Below are 16,017 nucleotides of genomic sequence, written 5' to 3'. Positions count from 1 at the left end.
CGGATGCGCCGTCTGTCTGATAATATTCATTTTTTGAATATTTAAACGCCGGGGCTTCATTATCCTGTTGAGGAATTGAATGATGTCACCGCCAGAATCTCTAAGATGGTGCGGGCCGAGCCCTGTCCGTACTACAACTGTACAAAACCATAGCGGAAAGAAAACATGCAATTACACGCCCAGGGGTCAACGCTCGATCTCTCCCATCCGCATGTGATGGGGATCCTTAACGTCACGCCAGATTCCTTCTCCGATGGCGGCAGTCATAATTCGTTGATAGAGGCGGTTAAGCACGCCAATCTGATGATTAACGCCGGGGCGACTATTATTGATATCGGTGGTGAATCAACCCGTCCTGGGGCGGCGGATGTCAGCGTCGAGGAAGAGCTGGCGCGGGTGATCCCGGTGGTAGAAGCGATTGCACAGCGTTTTGAAGTTTGGATCTCGGTTGATACCTCGAAAGCCGAGGTAATCCGCGAATCCGCGCGCGCTGGCGCGCATATCATTAACGATATTCGCTCATTAACCGAGCCCGGCGCCCTGCAGGCCGCCGCGCAAACCGGGCTACCGGTGTGCCTGATGCATATGCAGGGGCAGCCGAAAACAATGCAGGAAGCGCCGAAGTACGACGATGTTTTTGCCGAGGTTGACCGTTTTTTTGCTGAACACATTGTGCGCTGCGAACAGGCGGGGATCGCAAAAGAAAAATTGTTGCTCGACCCGGGATTCGGATTCGGTAAAAATCTTTCCCATAACTATGAACTGCTTGCCCGACTTGGGGAGTTCCATCATTTTGGCCTCCCGCTGCTGGTGGGGATGTCGCGTAAGTCGATGGTGGGTCAGCTGTTGAACGTGGGGCCGTCGGAACGGCTGAGCGGCAGCTTGTCCTGCGCAGTCATTGCTGCAATGCAGGGCGCGCAGATAATTCGCGTCCATGATGTCAAAGAAACGGTAGAAGCGCTGCGCGTGGTGGAAGCCACCCTGGCCGCTAAGGAAAATAAACGTTATGAGTAACCGCAAATATTTTGGCACCGATGGTATTCGTGGCCGCGTTGGCGACGCACCTATTACGCCTGAGTTCGTGCTGAAGCTGGGTTGGGCGGCAGGTAAAGTGCTGGCGCGCCATGGTTCACGTAAAATTATTATCGGTAAAGACACGCGAATTTCTGGCTATATGCTGGAATCCGCGCTGGAAGCTGGCCTGGCGGCTGCGGGCTTGTCCGCTTCGTTTACCGGCCCTATGCCGACGCCGGCAATCGCCTATCTGACCCGCGCCTTCCGCGCTGAAGCGGGAATCGTCATCTCTGCCTCTCATAACCCTTTCTATGACAACGGTATTAAATTCTTCTCTATCGAAGGCACTAAGCTTCCGGATGACGTCGAAGAAGCGATTGAAGCAGAGATGGAAAAAGAGCTGACCTGCGTTGATTCCGCTGAGCTTGGGAAAGCCAGCCGTATCGTCGACGCCGCCGGCCGCTATATTGAGTTTTGCAAAGGCACCTTCCCGAATGAGCTGAGCCTCGGCTCGCTGAAGGTGGTGGTGGATTGCGCCCACGGCGCGACTTACCACATTGCGCCAAATGTATTCCGCGAATTGGGCGCGCAGGTTATCGCGATGGGCTGTGAACCTGATGGGCTGAACATTAACGAAGAGGTCGGCGCAACCGACGTACGCGCGCTGCAGGCTCGCGTGATGGCGGAAAAAGCCGATCTGGGTATTGCCTATGACGGTGATGGCGATCGCGTCATTATGGTTGACCATGAAGGCAACAAAGTCGATGGCGATCAGATCCTCTATATTATCGCCCGTGAAGGCTTGCGCCAGGGCCAGCTGCGCGGCGGCGCAGTCGGCACGCTGATGAGCAACATGGGGCTTGAGCTGGCGCTGAAGCAGCTTGGCATTCCGTTTACCCGCGCGAAAGTGGGTGACCGTTACGTGCTGGAAAAACTGCAGGAAAAAGGCTGGCGCATTGGCGCGGAAAACTCCGGCCATGTGATTCTGCTGGACAAAACCACCACCGGCGATGGCATAGTCGCCAGCCTGCAGGTCGTGGCGGCGATGGTGCGCAATCATATGAGCCTGCACGATCTGTGCAGCGGAATGAAAATGTTCCCGCAGATTCTGGTCAATGTGCGCTTTACCGAAGGCAGCGGCAATCCGCTGGAGCATGAAAGCGTGAAAGCAGTGACTGCCGAAGTAGAAGCTGCGCTGGGGAACCGTGGACGCGTGCTGCTGCGTAAATCCGGTACTGAACCGCTGATCCGCGTGATGGTTGAAGGCGAGCATGAAGCGCAGGTGAAGGAATTTGCCCACCGTATCGCCGATGCGGTTAAAAGCGTATAACTATCGCAGCTAAGTGATTAAAAAGGCGGCTCTTGCTGCCTTTTTAAGCATATAAAAACGCTTTTTGCTGTTTTTTTCCGCAGTTGATACAATACGCCAAAATTGCCCTTGCGAAGGTTATTCGCTTTGGTTAGTATTCACACCCGCTTCAGTGGGAAATATTAAAACGTCCCGCTTTATTGGTGAAGCACTTGGTATGCGGCGAATCCGCAAGGAACAGGTTGATTATGTACGAAGCTCTTTTAGTAATTTTCCTTATTGTAGCGATTGCCCTTGTTGGCCTGATCATGCTGCAGCAAGGTAAAGGCGCTGACATGGGAGCCTCCTTCGGAGCAGGCGCTTCCGGCACGTTGTTTGGTTCTAGCGGTTCTGGTAACTTCATGACCCGTATGACCGGCATTCTGGCCGCGCTGTTCTTCATCATCAGTCTGGCGCTGGGTAATATCAACAGCAACAAGACCAATAAAGGAAGTGAGTGGGATGATCTGAGTGCGCCGAAGTCTGAGCAGACTCAGCCAACCGCACCGGCTCAGCCGGCCAGCGATATCCCGCACTAAGTATTCTGTACCGAGGTGGTGGAATTGGTAGACACGCTACCTTGAGGTGGTAGTGCCCTAACGGGCTTGTGGGTTCGAGTCCCATCCTCGGTACCAATATTCCAGAGAAAAGACGCTGAAAAGCGTCTTTTTTTGTTTTTGTTCCCTCTATGCGTTGTTTATTTATAAACAACACTCCGCTGGTTTTGATCCCCGAGAAATCGCTAAAGTCGCCCTCATCAATTTTGACGAGGTTCAGTGACGCCATGCGTACTTTAAAAGTAGTTATCATTGCCGGTGTATTGGGCCTGGCCGGATGCAGCAGTCATTCGTCGCCAGAAACAGTAGACACGTTGAATACCCTGCAGGTGCCGGTTATAAATAATTCCGCGGCCGCGCCGGAATCATCAACGGTCGTTAACTATTTTCAGGATAACAGCCTGCTTATCAGCAAGTTAAGCCAGTCGCTCAAAAGCAACTATTTACAGGATGTAGATAAACGGGATGTCTTTGATAAAGATAGCGAGGCGTATCAGGTTTACGGGGCGTTAACCAAACTTGAGCAAATGGCTTCGATGAACGACGTCTACCGTAAAGAGAACAATATTGCGGGCTTGCAGGAAATTAATAAACTGCTGAAAACCATACCATCTCTTGCATAAAAAGAGGGATTGCCGGCAGGCAATCCCGTTTGCCGCGCTTAGAAACGGAAATTGAAACCCGCATAGGCGCCATCCGCCAGGACGTTATCGCGGTGGTCATGTTTCCCCGCCATATCAATGTAGCGATAGCCCGCTTCGATGCTCATGGATTTGATGATATTCACGCGTAAGCCGGCATTGGCTTCGAGATATTCATCAACGCCGCTGGACATGGAATCCGGGGAATAATAAGCCTCACCGAACAAGGTAAAGAAATCGCCAAGCGGTAGTTGAGCGCCGCCGCCGAGGGCAATCGCATAGCCTTCATCGCCATCGTTCGGATTCAGATATACCGCTTTACCGCCAGCCGTCAGCAGGAACGGACCGAGATCAAAGTTATAGCCCATGCCCAATCCCACCGTATCGCCATCGTTATCGCTATGCGCCCAGTTACCGTTAAAGGTCATTCCGGGAGCCTGCGGGTTAAAGCTGGCTGATAAGTTGGTGAATTCTGAACCGGCTTCACCGTGAAGATTAACGGAAGCGAAGGCGGCGCTGCTGGCGCTCAGGGCCGCGATAAGCAGGATGGATTTCAATCTGAACATGCTCATTATTCATATTCCTTCGGGTAAAAAAATGCCCGATACGAGCGCTCGGGCAAAATTAACGGGTTTCTGGTTTAATAGTTATGTGCAGAATAGAAGCATTTATCGCCCGCCGTTACCGTTTATATGTTTAATTTTAAACAATGGCCGAGGGCGATAAGTTGCTGGTCAAGCGGGGACTAAAACTTCTCAGGCAGGGAGGTGATACTCTGTAAATAACCACCGCGGGCAAACTCGATATAGCCGCCCTTTTTCAACGCTGATAACACATTCAGAATACTGCTGCGCGACAGATGTGTGCGGTCCTGAATATATTCCAGCATGGATACCCGCGAGCGGGTCTCTTCAGGAAGCAGTAACATTTCCATTAAATGATTACGAATGACCGAATAAGTCCGCTGTTGTAATACTAAATCGTCGCGATACACCAAATAAGAGGTGTGGTAAGCCAGCAGCCGGGTGACCTCTTCCCACATGTTATGCTCACTGAAGAGTTGCATGGCTTTATCGCTGTCAATCCGCAGGATTTCCGTATCGATTTCCGCACGAAGGCCGTGGCTACGGCTGGGCTGCAGCATTTCGGCTACGCCAAACAGGTGCGGCTCATAGACGGTGACCATAAGTAATCTGTCCGATGAGCGAAAAATGGATAGCTCACCTTTCTTAAACAGATAGAGCTGGATTTTGCCTTTATATTCCCAGCTAAGCCTTTTCCTTGCGACCATATTTATTGGCGTGGCATGCGGTTCCAGCAACGACATCAGACGATTGATCGCGTCTTGCGGCCGAACGGGAGGTTTAATATTCATTGCGATCCTCTCGGTATAAGAGTACAGGTATTCGATAAATTATAGATGGTGATTATTAAAAATAGTGATGTCATAAACTATAACGATAAAGCAGAGTTGTTATTTAGGATTTATTGCGGAAATAAAAAAGCCGGCGGGTTAGCGCCGGCTGGAGAGTTTGGCTTCGCGGTTTATTTATCGCGATTTTCCAGGTTTTCAACCTGTGGCAGACCGGTGGCGGAAGACGCGCTGAGTAGCCCGGATTGGGCATAGCCGAATAGCTTCTCACGGGTATCGGTAATGTCCAGGTTGCGCATGGTCAGCTGGCCGATACGATCTTCAGCGGTAAACATGGAATCGCCTTTTTCCATAGTCAGACGCTCTGCTTTATAGGTCAGGTTGTCTGAAACGGTATTCAGGATTGAGTAGTCGTTGCCGCGACGCAGTTCCAGAGTCACTTCGCCGGTGATCTGACTGGCGACCCAACGCTGCAACGAATCGCGCAGCATCAGCGCCTGGGAATCGAACCAGCGACCCTGATAGAGCAGGCGACCCAACTGACGGCCATGAGCATGATATTGCTCAATGGTATCTTCGTTGTGGATACCAGTCAGCAGGCGCTCGTAGGCGATATGCAGCAGTGCCATCCCCGGTGCTTCATAGATGCCGCGGCTTTTCGCTTCGATGATGCGGTTTTCAATCTGATCGCTCATGCCCAGACCGTGGCGACCGCCGATGCGGTTAGCTTCCAGCATCAGTTCGACGTCATCGCTGAACGTTTTACCATTCAGCGCAACCGGATGACCCTGTTCAAAACGCACGGTCACTTCTTCAGCGGCGATTTTTACGCTTTCATCCCAGAACTTCACACCCATAATCGGGTTGACGATTTTCACGCTGGAATTAAGGAATTCGAGATCTTTTGCTTCGTGCGTCGCGCCCAGCATGTTGGAATCGGTGGAATAGGCTTTCTCGACAGACATTTTGTAGTCGAATCCGCAGGCTATCATAAACTCGGACATTTCATGACGGCCGCCCAGTTCATCAATGAAATCGCTATCCAGCCACGGCTTGTAGATCTGAAGTTCCGCATTGGTCAGCAGGCCGTAGCGATAAAAACGCTCGATATCGTTGCCTTTATAGGTGCTACCGTCGCCCCAGATGTTGACGCCATCTTCTTTCATTGCGGCAACCAGCATGGTGCCGGTCACGGCTCGGCCCAGCGGCGTGGTGTTGAAATAGGTTAAGCCGCCGGTGGTGTTATGGAATGCGCCGCACTGAATCGCTGCGATGCCTTCCGCCACCAGTTGTTTACGGCAATCAATCAGACGAGCGCCTTCTGCGCCATACTCTTTCGCACGACGCGGAATGGCCTCGTAGTCGTCTTCGTCAGGCTGGCCCAGATTCGCGGTATATGCATAAGGAACCGCGCCTTTTTTACGCATCCACAGCAGGGCGGCGCTGGTATCCAGCCCACCGGAGAAAGCAATACCAATACGTTGACCAACCGGGAGATGCTTAAGAATCGTCGTCATAAAATAAAACCCTGCTAGATAGACTGTGGTGAGTTCGACTCAACAACAAATTTGCATTTTTATGCACTAATTGTGAGTTTTCATTTAATCATCTTTTGCTGGCGACAGGAAGAGCCTGATGGTGATTTTGCTAAAAAAGCCTGAAATGCCAGCATAAACGGCAAGCGGGTGGTGTAAAATGGATGTTGACAAAATATATGATTTATCGATACAATTCACCACGATTTTATGTCCCGTCCTCGGTACCAAATCCCAGCAGTATTTGCGTCTTTTACTCAGAAAGAGTAAAATATGCCACGTTTCAGGCGCGGGGTGGAGCAGCCTGGTAGCTCGTCGGGCTCATAACCCGAAGGTCGTCGGTTCAAATCCGGCCCCCGCAACCACTTTCCCATTAAGTACTTTTTCAAATATACTGTGAGGACTAGGTCCTTCGTAGCCGGATTTGAAAGAATTCTTCTGGAAGGTGTTCCAGATCGCAATTGCGGTCTCAGGGTTCAGTTATCTAAAGCCCCGATTTATCGGGGTTTTTTGTTATCTGACTTCAGAATAACTGGGCTATACGCCCTTTTTTTATGTCTTGGGGGTGGGTTTGTCCACATTAGAGCAAAAATTAACAGAGATGCTCACTGCGCCAGTTGAAGCGCTTGGCTTTGAGCTGGTCGGCATCGAATTTATTCGCGGTCGCACATCCACACTGCGCATCTATATTGATAGTGAAGATGGCATCAATGTTGATGATTGTGCTGATGTGAGCCACCAGGTCAGTGCTGTCATGGATGTCGAAGATCCAATCACCGTCGCTTACAACCTGGAAGTCTCTTCGCCTGGTCTCGACCGTCCGATGTTTACTGCTGAACACTATCAACGTTTCACCGGTGAAGAAGTTTCGCTGGTGCTACGTATGGCGGTACAGAACCGTCGTAAATGGCAGGGCATTATCAAAGCGGTAGACGGTGAGATGATCACGGTAACCGTCGAAGGCAAAGATGAAGTGTTCGCGCTGAGTAACATCCAGAAGGCGAACCTGGTTCCCCACTTTTAACAGTCTGGATTGAGGTGAAAGGCCCCGATGAACAAAGAAATTTTGGCTGTTGTTGAAGCCGTTTCCAACGAAAAAGCGCTGCCGCGCGAGAAGATTTTCGAAGCGTTGGAAAGCGCTCTGGCAACGGCGACCAAGAAAAAATACGAACAAGAGATCGACGTTCGCGTAGAAATCGACCGTAAAAGCGGTGATTTCGACACCTTCCGTCGCTGGCTGGTGGTTGAAGAGGTGACTCAACCGACTCGCGAGATCACGCTGGAAGCGGCGCGTTACGAAGATGAAAGCATGAACGTCGGCGACTACGTTGAAGATCAGATTGAATCTGTCACCTTCGACCGTATCACCACGCAGACCGCTAAACAGGTTATCGTACAGAAAGTACGTGAAGCTGAGCGCGCGATGGTTGTCGATCAGTTCCGCGAGCACGAAGGTGAGATCATCACCGGCGTGGTGAAAAAAGTAAACCGCGACAACATCACTCTGGATCTGGGCAGCAACGCTGAAGCCGTGATCCTGCGTGAAGATATGCTGCCGCGTGAAAACTTCCGTCCGGGCGACCGTATTCGCGGCGTGCTGTACGCCGTTCGTCCGGAAGCGCGCGGCGCGCAGCTGTTCGTGACTCGCTCCAAACCGGAGATGCTGGTCGAACTGTTCCGCATTGAAGTGCCGGAAATTGGCGAAGAAGTGCTGGAAATCAAAGCCGCAGCCCGCGATCCGGGTTCTCGTGCGAAAATCGCCGTGAAAACCAATGACAAGCGTATCGACCCGGTTGGCGCTTGCGTAGGTATGCGCGGTGCGCGCGTTCAGGCGGTTTCTACCGAGCTTGGTGGCGAGCGCATCGATATCGTCCTGTGGGATGATAACCCGGCGCAGTTCGTGATTAACGCCATGGCGCCGGCTGACGTCGCGTCCATCGTGGTGGATGAAGATAAACACACCATGGACATCGCGGTAGAAGCAGGCAACCTGGCGCAGGCGATCGGCCGTAACGGTCAGAACGTCCGCCTGGCATCGCAGCTCAGCGGCTGGGAACTCAACGTCATGACCGTTGATGACCTGCAGGCTAAGCACCAGGCTGAAGCCCATGCCGCTATCGATACCTTCACCAAATATCTCGATATTGATGAAGATTTCGCAACCGTACTGGTTGAAGAGGGCTTCTCCTCGCTGGAAGAACTGGCCTATGTGCCGATGAAAGAACTGCTGGAAATCGACGGCCTTGATGAAGCGACCGTTGAAGCACTTCGTGAGCGTGCGAAAAACGCACTGACTACACTGGCGCTGGCTCAGGAAGAAAGCCTGGGAGACAACAAACCTGCCGACGATTTATTGAATCTGGAAGGTTTGGACCGTGCTCTGGCGTTTAAGCTGGCTGCCCGTGGTGTTTGTACGCTGGAAGATCTCGCCGAACAGGGCGTTGATGACCTGGCTGATATCGAAGGTATGACCGACGAGAAAGCTGGTGAACTCATCATGGCTGCTCGCAACATTTGTTGGTTCGGCGACGAAGCGTAATAAACTGTAGCAGGAAGGAACAGCATGACAGATGTGACTATTAAAGCGCTGGCCTCAGAAATTCAGACCTCTGTGGATCGCCTGATACAGCAATTTGCTGATGCAGGCATTCGCAAATCGGCTGATGATTCTGTGACCGCGCAAGAGAAGCAAACCTTGTTAACGCACCTGAACCGTGAACACGGCTCGGCGCCTGACAAGCTGACGTTGCAGCGTAAAACGCGCAGCACGTTAAATATTCCAGGTACCGGTGGAAAGAGTAAATCGGTACAAATCGAAGTCCGCAAGAAACGCACCTTTGTGAAACGCGATCCGCAAGAGGCTGAACGCCTGGCCGCGGAAGAGCAGGCGCAGCGTGAAGCGGAAGAGCAGGCCCGTCGTGAAGCTGAAGAAGCAGCTAAACGCGAGGCGCAATTAAAAGCTGAACGTGAGGCCGCAGAACAAGCTAAACGTGAAGTCGCTGATAAAGCGAAACGTGAAGCCGCGGAAAAAGACAAAGTGAGCAATCAACATACCGACGAAATGACCAAGACCGCCCAGGCTGAAAAGATCCGCCGTGAGAACGAAGCAGCGGAGCTGAAGCGCAAATCGGAAGAAGAAGCACGCCGCAAACTTGAAGAAGAAGCGCGCCGTGTAGCGGAAGAAGCACGCCGTATGGCTGAAGAAAATGAAAAAAACTGGAGTGAAACTCCGGAAACCCCAGAAGAAACGACCGACTACCACGTAACCACCTCTCAGCATGCGCGTCAGGCTGAAGATGATAACGATCGTGAAGTTGAAGGCGGTCGCGGCCGCGGCCGTAACAGCAAAGCTGCGCGTCCGGCGAAGAAAGGCAACAAACACGCTGAATCCAAAGCTGACCGTGAAGAAGCCCGTGCGGCCGTTCGCGGCGGTAAAGGCGGCAAACATCGTAAAGGTTCTTCTCTGCAGCAGGGCTTCCAGAAGCCGGCTCAGGCCGTTAACCGTGATGTTGTGATCGGCGAAACCATCACCGTTGGCGAGCTGGCCAACAAGATGGCGGTCAAAGGCTCTCAGGTCATCAAAGCGATGATGAAACTGGGCGCGATGGCGACCATCAACCAGGTCATCGACCAGGAAACCGCACAGCTGGTTGCCGAAGAGATGGGCCACAAAGTTATCCTGCGTCGTGAAAACGAGCTGGAAGAAGCAGTAATGAGCGACCGTGACACCGGCGCTGCGGCTGAACCGCGCGCACCGGTAGTGACCATCATGGGTCACGTTGACCACGGTAAAACCTCTCTGCTGGACTACATTCGTTCTACTAAGGTTGCCTCCGGCGAAGCGGGTGGTATTACCCAGCACATCGGCGCGTACCACGTAGAAACCGACAACGGCATGATCACCTTCCTGGATACCCCGGGCCACGCCGCGTTTACCTCTATGCGTGCTCGTGGCGCGCAGGCGACGGATATCGTGGTTCTGGTGGTGGCGGCAGACGACGGCGTGATGCCGCAGACTGTGGAAGCTATCCAGCACGCCAAAGCGGCGCAGGTGCCGGTAGTGGTTGCAGTGAACAAGATCGATAAGCCGGAAGCGGATATGGATCGCGTGAAGAACGAACTCTCCCAGTACGGCGTGATGCCGGAAGAGTGGGGCGGTGAAGCGCAGTTCATCCCAGTATCAGCGAAAGTCGGTACCGGTATCGACGACCTGCTGAACGCAATCCTGCTGCAGGCTGAAGTTCTCGAACTGAAAGCGGTACGTAACGGTATGGCGAGCGGCGCGGTCATCGAATCCTTCCTGGATAAAGGTCGCGGTCCGGTAGCTACCGTTCTGGTTCGCGAAGGTACTCTGCATAAGGGCGATATCGTACTGTGTGGCTTTGAATATGGCCGCGTACGTGCGATGCGTGACGAACTGGGTCGCGAAGTGCTGGAAGCGGGTCCGTCCATTCCGGTGGAAATCCTCGGTCTGTCCGGCGTTCCGGCGGCGGGTGATGAAGTTACCGTTGTTCGTGACGAGAAAAAAGCGCGTGAAGTTGCGCTGTATCGTCAGGGTAAATTCCGTGAAGTTAAACTGGCTCGCCAGCAGAAATCTAAACTGGAAAACATGTTCGCTAACATGACCGAAGGCGAAGTTCACGAAGTGAACATCGTGCTGAAAGCGGACGTGCAGGGCTCTGTCGAAGCGATTTCCGATTCCTTACTGAAACTGTCTACCGACGAAGTTAAAGTGAAGATCATCGGTTCCGGCGTAGGTGGTATCACCGAAACCGACGCGACCCTGGCTGCCGCTTCCAACGCGATTCTGGTTGGCTTCAACGTTCGTGCCGATGCTTCCGCACGTAAAGTTATCGAGTCAGAAAGCCTGGATCTGCGTTACTACTCCGTCATCTATAACCTGATCGACGAAGTGAAAGCAGCGATGAGCGGCATGCTGTCTCCGGAACTGAAACAGCAGATCATCGGTCTGGCTGAAGTGCGTGATGTCTTCAAATCGCCGAAATTCGGCGCCATCGCGGGCTGTATGGTTACCGAAGGTACGATTAAACGTCACAACCCAATCCGCGTCCTGCGCGACAACGTGGTTATCTATGAAGGCGAGCTGGAATCCCTGCGCCGCTTCAAAGATGACGTTAACGAAGTCCGTAACGGCATGGAATGTGGTATCGGCGTGAAGAACTACAACGACGTTCGCGTTGGCGATATGATCGAAGTGTTCGAAATCATCGAAATCCAGCGTAGTATCGATTAATCGTCAGATAGCTAAGCGTAGGCCGGGTAAGCGAAGCGCCACCCGGCAATAATTTTAAAAAGGGGCTTTTGGCCCCTTTTTTGTCTTTATTCTGGAGAATTTATTATGGCGAAAGAATTCGGTCGCCCGCAGCGCGTGGCCCAGGAGATGCAAAAAGAAATTGCCATCATCCTGCAGCGTGAAATCAAAGACCCGCGTCTGGGCATGATGACCACCGTTTCCGGCGTAGAAATGTCCCGTGACCTGGCCTATGCCAAAGTGTATGTCACCTTCCTCAACGACAAAGATGAAGCCGCGGTGAAAGCGGGCATCAAAGCGCTGCAGGAAGCCTCTGGCTTTATCCGCTCTCTGCTGGGCAAAGCGATGCGCCTGCGCATCGTGCCGGAACTGACTTTCTTCTACGACAACTCGCTGGTCGAAGGGATGCGCATGTCCAACCTGGTTACCAGCGTGGTGAAACACGACGATGAGCGTCGTGTGAACCCGGACGACAGCAAGGAGGACTAATGAGTCGTCCTCGTCGTCGCGGCCGCGACGTGCACGGCGTATTGCTGCTGGATAAGCCTCAGGGCGCCTCCAGCAACGATGTGCTGCAGAAAGTAAAACGTATTTATAATGCCAACCGCGCTGGCCATACCGGCGCGCTGGATCCGCTGGCGACCGGTATGCTGCCGGTCTGCCTTGGCGAAGCGACTAAGTTTTCCCAGTATCTGCTGGATTCTGATAAGCGTTATCGCGTGATCGCCAAACTTGGTCAGCGTACGGATACCTCCGACGCCGATGGCCAGGTGGTGGAGGAACGCCCGCTAACCTTTAACGAAGAACAGCTGGCGGCGGCGCTGGATAGCTTCCGCGGCGAGACTCAGCAGGTGCCGTCGATGTACTCGGCGCTGAAATATCAGGGTAAAAAGCTGTACGAATACGCTCGTCAGGGCATTGAGGTTCCGCGTGAAGCCCGGCCGATTACGGTCTATGAGCTGCTGTTTATTCGCCATGAAGGCGATGAACTGGAGCTTGAGATCCACTGTTCGAAAGGTACCTACATCCGTACGATTATCGATGATTTGGGCGAGAAGCTTGGCTGCGGCGCGCACGTGATTTTCCTGCGTCGCCTGGCGGTGAGCAAATACCCGGTCGAGCGGATGGTGACCCTGGAGCAACTGCAGGCGCTGGTCGAACAGGCGGCGGCAGAGGATATTCCCGCCGCTCAACTGCTTGACCCGCTGCTGATGCCGATGGATAGCCCCGCGTCGGATTACCCGCTGGTTCATATTCCGGAAACTTCCGCGGTCTACTTTAAAAACGGCAACCCGGTTCGTCAGTCAGGCGCGCCGCTGAACGGGCTGGTGCGAGTGATGGAAAGCGAGTCCGGTAGGTTCCTCGGTATGGGCGAAATCGACGATGAAGGCCGCGTCGCGCCTCGTCGTCTGGTGGTGGAATACCCACAGTAAGCGCTTTTGTTGCGATAAAAGCCTGCTACGAGTAGAATATCGCCGCTTAACGTCCGCTAAAGTGTTTTAACATTTTCGGGCGTTGCATCAGGGGTTGCTGAATTAGAGATCGGCACCCTTTCTTTACTTATAATTTTGGAGTTTGAAAATGTCTCTAAGCGTTGAAGCTAAAGCACAAATCGTTTCTGAGTTCGGTCGTGGCGCAAACGACAGCGGTTCTACTGAAGTTCAGGTTGCACTGCTGACTGCACAGATCAACCACCTGCAGGGTCACTTTGCAGAGCACAAAAAAGATCACCACAGCCGTCGTGGTCTGCTGCGCATGGTTTCTCAGCGTCGTAAACTGCTCGACTACCTGAAACGTAAAGATGTTGCACGTTACTCTTCGCTGATCGAGCGTCTGGGTCTGCGTCGCTAATTCTGCGAGTTTCAGAAAAAGGGGCCTCACGGCCCCTTTTTTCGACCAGGCGGCAGCAATTCATTAAAAACTCATGTATTGTTGCTATTAATGATCTTCATGCAGAGGTTCGCGCGGCTAATGAGAGGCTTCATCCGCAGGGGCGGGTAAAGGTTGTCATTAGTCGCGAGGATGCAGAGGATCGGGTCATCAGGCGCGATATCGTAGATATGGCGTCATTTTTAGATAAAAGGATAGAATTTTGCTTAATCCGATCGTTCGTAAATTCCAGTACGGCCAGCACACCGTAACCCTGGAAACCGGTATGATGGCGCGCCAGGCAACGGCCGCTGTGATGGTTAGCATGGATGACACCGCGGTATTCGTTACCGTTGTGGGTCAGAAAAAAGCGAAACCGGGCCAGGACTTCTTCCCGCTGACTGTTAACTACCAGGAGCGTACTTACGCTGCCGGTAAAATCCCGGGTGGCTTCTTCCGTCGTGAAGGCCGTCCAAGCGAAGGCGAAACCCTGATCGCGCGTCTGATTGACCGCCCGGTTCGTCCGCTGTTCCCGGAAGGCTTCGTTAACGAAGTTCAGGTTATCGCGACCGTTGTTTCCGTTAACCCGCAGGTTAACCCGGATATCGTCGCGATGATCGGCGCATCCGCCGCGCTGTCGCTGTCCGGTATTCCGTTCAATGGCCCAATCGGCGCCGCTCGCGTGGGTTACATCAACGACCAGTACGTACTGAACCCAACCCAGGAAGAGCTGAAATCCAGCAAACTGGATCTGGTGGTTGCCGGTACCGAAGCGGCCGTACTGATGGTTGAATCCGAAGCTGAACTGCTGAGCGAAGACCAGATGCTGGGCGCGGTGGTCTTTGGCCACGAGCAGCAGCAGGTTGTTATTCAGAACATCAACGACCTGGTGAAAGAAGCCGGTAAACCGCGTTGGGACTGGCAGCCGGAAGTGGTTGACGCCGCCCTGAACGCGCGCGTTGCTGCGCTGGCTGAATCCCGCCTGAGCGATGCTTACCGTATCACCGACAAACAAGAGCGTTACGCTCAGGTTGACGTGATCAAATCTGAAACCATCGCGACGCTGGTTGCCGAAGATGAAACCCTGGACGCCAACGAACTGGGTGAAATCCTGCACGCTATCGAGAAAAACGTCGTCCGTAGCCGCGTACTGGCAGGCGAGCCGCGTATCGATGGCCGCGAAAAAGACATGATCCGTGGTCTGGACGTTCGTACCGGCGTATTGCCGCGTACTCACGGTTCCGCACTGTTTACCCGTGGCGAAACTCAGGCGCTGGTTACCGCGACTCTGGGTACCGCACGCGACGCGCAGAACATCGACGAACTGATGGGCGAGCGCACGGACTCCTTCCTGTTCCACTACAACTTCCCTCCGTACTCCGTAGGTGAAACTGGCATGGTTGGTTCTCCGAAGCGTCGTGAAATCGGTCACGGTCGTCTGGCTAAGCGCGGCGTTCTGGCCGTAATGCCGACAATCGACGAATTCCCGTACACCGTTCGCGTGGTATCTGAAATCACCGAATCCAACGGTTCTTCTTCCATGGCTTCCGTCTGTGGCGCATCTCTGGCGCTGATGGACGCTGGCGTGCCGGTGAAAGCCGCCGTTGCGGGTATCGCAATGGGTCTGGTGAAAGAAGGCGATAACTTCGTCGTACTGTCCGACATTCTGGGTGACGAAGACCACCTTGGCGATATGGACTTCAAAGTTGCGGGTTCTCGCGACGGTATCTCTGCGCTGCAGATGGATATTAAAATTGAAGGTATCACCAAAGAAATCATGCAGGTTGCTCTGAACCAGGCTAAAGGTGCGCGTCTGCACATCCTGGGCGTGATGGAACAGGCGATTAACGCGCCGCGCGGCGATATCTCCGAATTCGCACCGCGTATCCACACCATCAAGATCAACCCGGACAAGATCAAAGACGTTATCGGTAAAGGCGGTTCTGTTATCCGTGCCCTGACCGAAGAAACCGGCACCACCATCGAAATCGAAGATGACGGTACCGTGAAGATCGCAGCGACCGACGGTGACAAAGCTCAGCACGCTATCCGCCGTATCGAAGAGATCACCGCTGAGATCGAAGTTGGCCGTATCTACAATGGTAAAGTGACCCGTATCGTTGACTTTGGCGCATTCGTTGCCATCGGCGGCGGTAAAGAAGGTCTGGTTCACATCTCTCAGATCGCTGACAAGCGCGTTGAGAAAGTGACTGATTACCTGCAGATGGGTCAGGAAGTACCGGTTAAGGTTCTGGAAGTTGACCGTCAGGGCCGCGTACGTCTGAGCATTAAAGAAGCAACTGAGCAGGCTCAGCCAGCTAACGCGCCGGAAGCTCCGGCCGCAGAGCAGGGCGAGTAAGGTTGCCGATTGCCCTCCGCTTCGGCGGAGGGTCTATTCCGGGCAGGATG

Annotated in this window: 14 protein-coding genes and 2 tRNA genes; 13 read left to right on the top strand and 3 right to left on the bottom strand. The window is 53.3% G+C overall.

What is annotated here, in order from left to right:
• Positions 1-165 precede the first annotated feature (165 nt).
• The 5 genes from folP to EAE_RS04375 all read left to right on the top strand — a co-directional run bounded on the left by folP (position 166) and on the right by EAE_RS04375 (position 3,542).
• Positions 166-1,014: a dihydropteroate synthase gene (gene folP / locus EAE_RS04395; protein ID WP_015703603.1), complete on the top strand. Its 849-nt coding sequence runs from the start codon at positions 166-168 to the stop codon at positions 1,012-1,014.
• Complete coding sequence (gene glmM / locus EAE_RS04390) at positions 1,007-2,344, top strand: phosphoglucosamine mutase (RefSeq protein WP_015703602.1); 1,338 nt, start codon at positions 1,007-1,009, stop codon at positions 2,342-2,344. The genes folP and glmM overlap by 8 nt, the downstream gene beginning before the upstream one ends.
• A 227-nt stretch (positions 2,345-2,571) precedes the next feature.
• A complete protein-coding gene (secG, locus tag EAE_RS04385; RefSeq protein ID WP_015703601.1) occupies positions 2,572-2,901 on the top strand; it encodes a preprotein translocase subunit SecG in 330 nt (109 codons plus the stop codon).
• Positions 2,902-2,910: 9 nt separating this feature from the next.
• Positions 2,911-2,997 (top strand) — tRNA-Leu (locus EAE_RS04380).
• 260 nt (positions 2,998-3,257) lie between these two features.
• Positions 3,258-3,542, top strand: a complete 285-nt coding sequence (locus EAE_RS04375; RefSeq protein WP_370429547.1) for a hypothetical protein — start codon at positions 3,258-3,260, stop codon at positions 3,540-3,542.
• A gap of 38 nt (positions 3,543-3,580) precedes the next feature.
• On the opposite strand, the gene EAE_RS04370 is transcribed toward EAE_RS04375, so the two are convergent.
• The 3 genes from EAE_RS04370 to argG all read right to left on the bottom strand — a co-directional run bounded on the left by EAE_RS04370 (position 3,581) and on the right by argG (position 6,449).
• Positions 3,581-4,132, bottom strand: a complete 552-nt coding sequence (locus EAE_RS04370; RefSeq protein ID WP_015369519.1) for a YfaZ family outer membrane protein — start codon at positions 4,130-4,132, stop codon at positions 3,581-3,583.
• Between the two features lie 173 nt (positions 4,133-4,305).
• The gene (locus EAE_RS04365; protein ID WP_015703599.1) at positions 4,306-4,935 is read right to left on the bottom strand and encodes a winged helix-turn-helix transcriptional regulator; all 630 of its coding nucleotides are present in this window, start codon (positions 4,933-4,935) and stop codon (positions 4,306-4,308) included.
• A gap of 170 nt (positions 4,936-5,105) precedes the next feature.
• The gene (argG, locus tag EAE_RS04360) at positions 5,106-6,449 is read right to left on the bottom strand and encodes an argininosuccinate synthase (RefSeq protein WP_015369521.1); all 1,344 of its coding nucleotides are present in this window, start codon (positions 6,447-6,449) and stop codon (positions 5,106-5,108) included.
• A gap of 306 nt (positions 6,450-6,755) precedes the next feature.
• Here argG and EAE_RS04350 point away from each other — a divergent pair.
• The 8 genes from EAE_RS04350 to pnp all read left to right on the top strand — a co-directional run bounded on the left by EAE_RS04350 (position 6,756) and on the right by pnp (position 15,967).
• Positions 6,756-6,832, top strand: a tRNA-Met gene (locus EAE_RS04350).
• Positions 6,833-7,038: 206 nt separating this feature from the next.
• Entirely contained in the window at positions 7,039-7,491 is a 453-nt protein-coding gene (rimP, locus tag EAE_RS04345) for a ribosome maturation factor RimP (protein WP_015703598.1), read from the top strand.
• A 27-nt stretch (positions 7,492-7,518) separates the two neighbouring features.
• A complete protein-coding gene (gene nusA, locus EAE_RS04340) occupies positions 7,519-9,006 on the top strand; it encodes a transcription termination factor NusA (protein ID WP_015369524.1) in 1,488 nt (495 codons plus the stop codon).
• Between the two features lie 24 nt (positions 9,007-9,030).
• Positions 9,031-11,721 (top strand): translation initiation factor IF-2, encoded by a 2,691-nt coding sequence (gene infB, locus EAE_RS04335; RefSeq protein WP_015703597.1) that lies wholly within the window; start codon positions 9,031-9,033, stop codon positions 11,719-11,721.
• 105 nt (positions 11,722-11,826) lie between these two features.
• On the top strand, positions 11,827-12,228 hold the full coding sequence (rbfA, locus tag EAE_RS04330) for a 30S ribosome-binding factor RbfA (RefSeq protein ID WP_002918248.1): 402 nt from the start codon (positions 11,827-11,829) through the stop codon (positions 12,226-12,228).
• Entirely contained in the window at positions 12,228-13,172 is a 945-nt protein-coding gene (truB, locus tag EAE_RS04325; RefSeq protein ID WP_015703596.1) for a tRNA pseudouridine(55) synthase TruB, read from the top strand. The genes rbfA and truB overlap by 1 nt, the downstream gene beginning before the upstream one ends.
• Before the next feature lie 148 nt (positions 13,173-13,320).
• Entirely contained in the window at positions 13,321-13,590 is a 270-nt protein-coding gene (gene rpsO, locus EAE_RS04320; protein WP_015369527.1) for a 30S ribosomal protein S15, read from the top strand.
• 241 nt (positions 13,591-13,831) lie between these two features.
• A complete protein-coding gene (gene pnp, locus EAE_RS04315) occupies positions 13,832-15,967 on the top strand; it encodes a polyribonucleotide nucleotidyltransferase (RefSeq protein WP_015369529.1) in 2,136 nt (711 codons plus the stop codon).
• Positions 15,968-16,017: the final 50 nt, after the last annotated feature.

This window comes from Klebsiella aerogenes KCTC 2190, assembly GCF_000215745.1.
GTDB lineage: Bacteria > Pseudomonadota > Gammaproteobacteria > Enterobacterales > Enterobacteriaceae > Klebsiella > Klebsiella aerogenes.
This window is presented reverse-complemented; position numbering and strand designations above follow the sequence as displayed.

Bases quoted from the DNA above. Each gene is read 5' to 3' on its own strand.
- EAE_RS04365 (WP_015703599.1), bottom strand. From the start codon at position 4,935: ATGAATATTAAACCTCCCGTTCGGCCGCAAGACGCGATCAATCGTCTG.
- rpsO (WP_015369527.1), top strand. From the start codon at position 13,321: ATGTCTCTAAGCGTTGAAGCTAAAGCACAAATCGTTTCTGAGTTCGGT.
- truB (WP_015703596.1), top strand. From the start codon at position 12,228: ATGAGTCGTCCTCGTCGTCGCGGCCGCGACGTGCACGGCGTATTGCTG.
- argG (WP_015369521.1), bottom strand. From the start codon at position 6,449: ATGACGACGATTCTTAAGCATCTCCCGGTTGGTCAACGTATTGGTATT.
- infB (WP_015703597.1), top strand. From the start codon at position 9,031: ATGACAGATGTGACTATTAAAGCGCTGGCCTCAGAAATTCAGACCTCT.
- secG (WP_015703601.1), top strand. From the start codon at position 2,572: ATGTACGAAGCTCTTTTAGTAATTTTCCTTATTGTAGCGATTGCCCTT.
- folP (WP_015703603.1), top strand. From the start codon at position 166: ATGCAATTACACGCCCAGGGGTCAACGCTCGATCTCTCCCATCCGCAT.
- nusA (WP_015369524.1), top strand. From the start codon at position 7,519: ATGAACAAAGAAATTTTGGCTGTTGTTGAAGCCGTTTCCAACGAAAAA.
- EAE_RS04370 (WP_015369519.1), bottom strand. From the start codon at position 4,132: ATGAGCATGTTCAGATTGAAATCCATCCTGCTTATCGCGGCCCTGAGC.
- rbfA (WP_002918248.1), top strand. From the start codon at position 11,827: ATGGCGAAAGAATTCGGTCGCCCGCAGCGCGTGGCCCAGGAGATGCAA.
- glmM (WP_015703602.1), top strand. From the start codon at position 1,007: ATGAGTAACCGCAAATATTTTGGCACCGATGGTATTCGTGGCCGCGTT.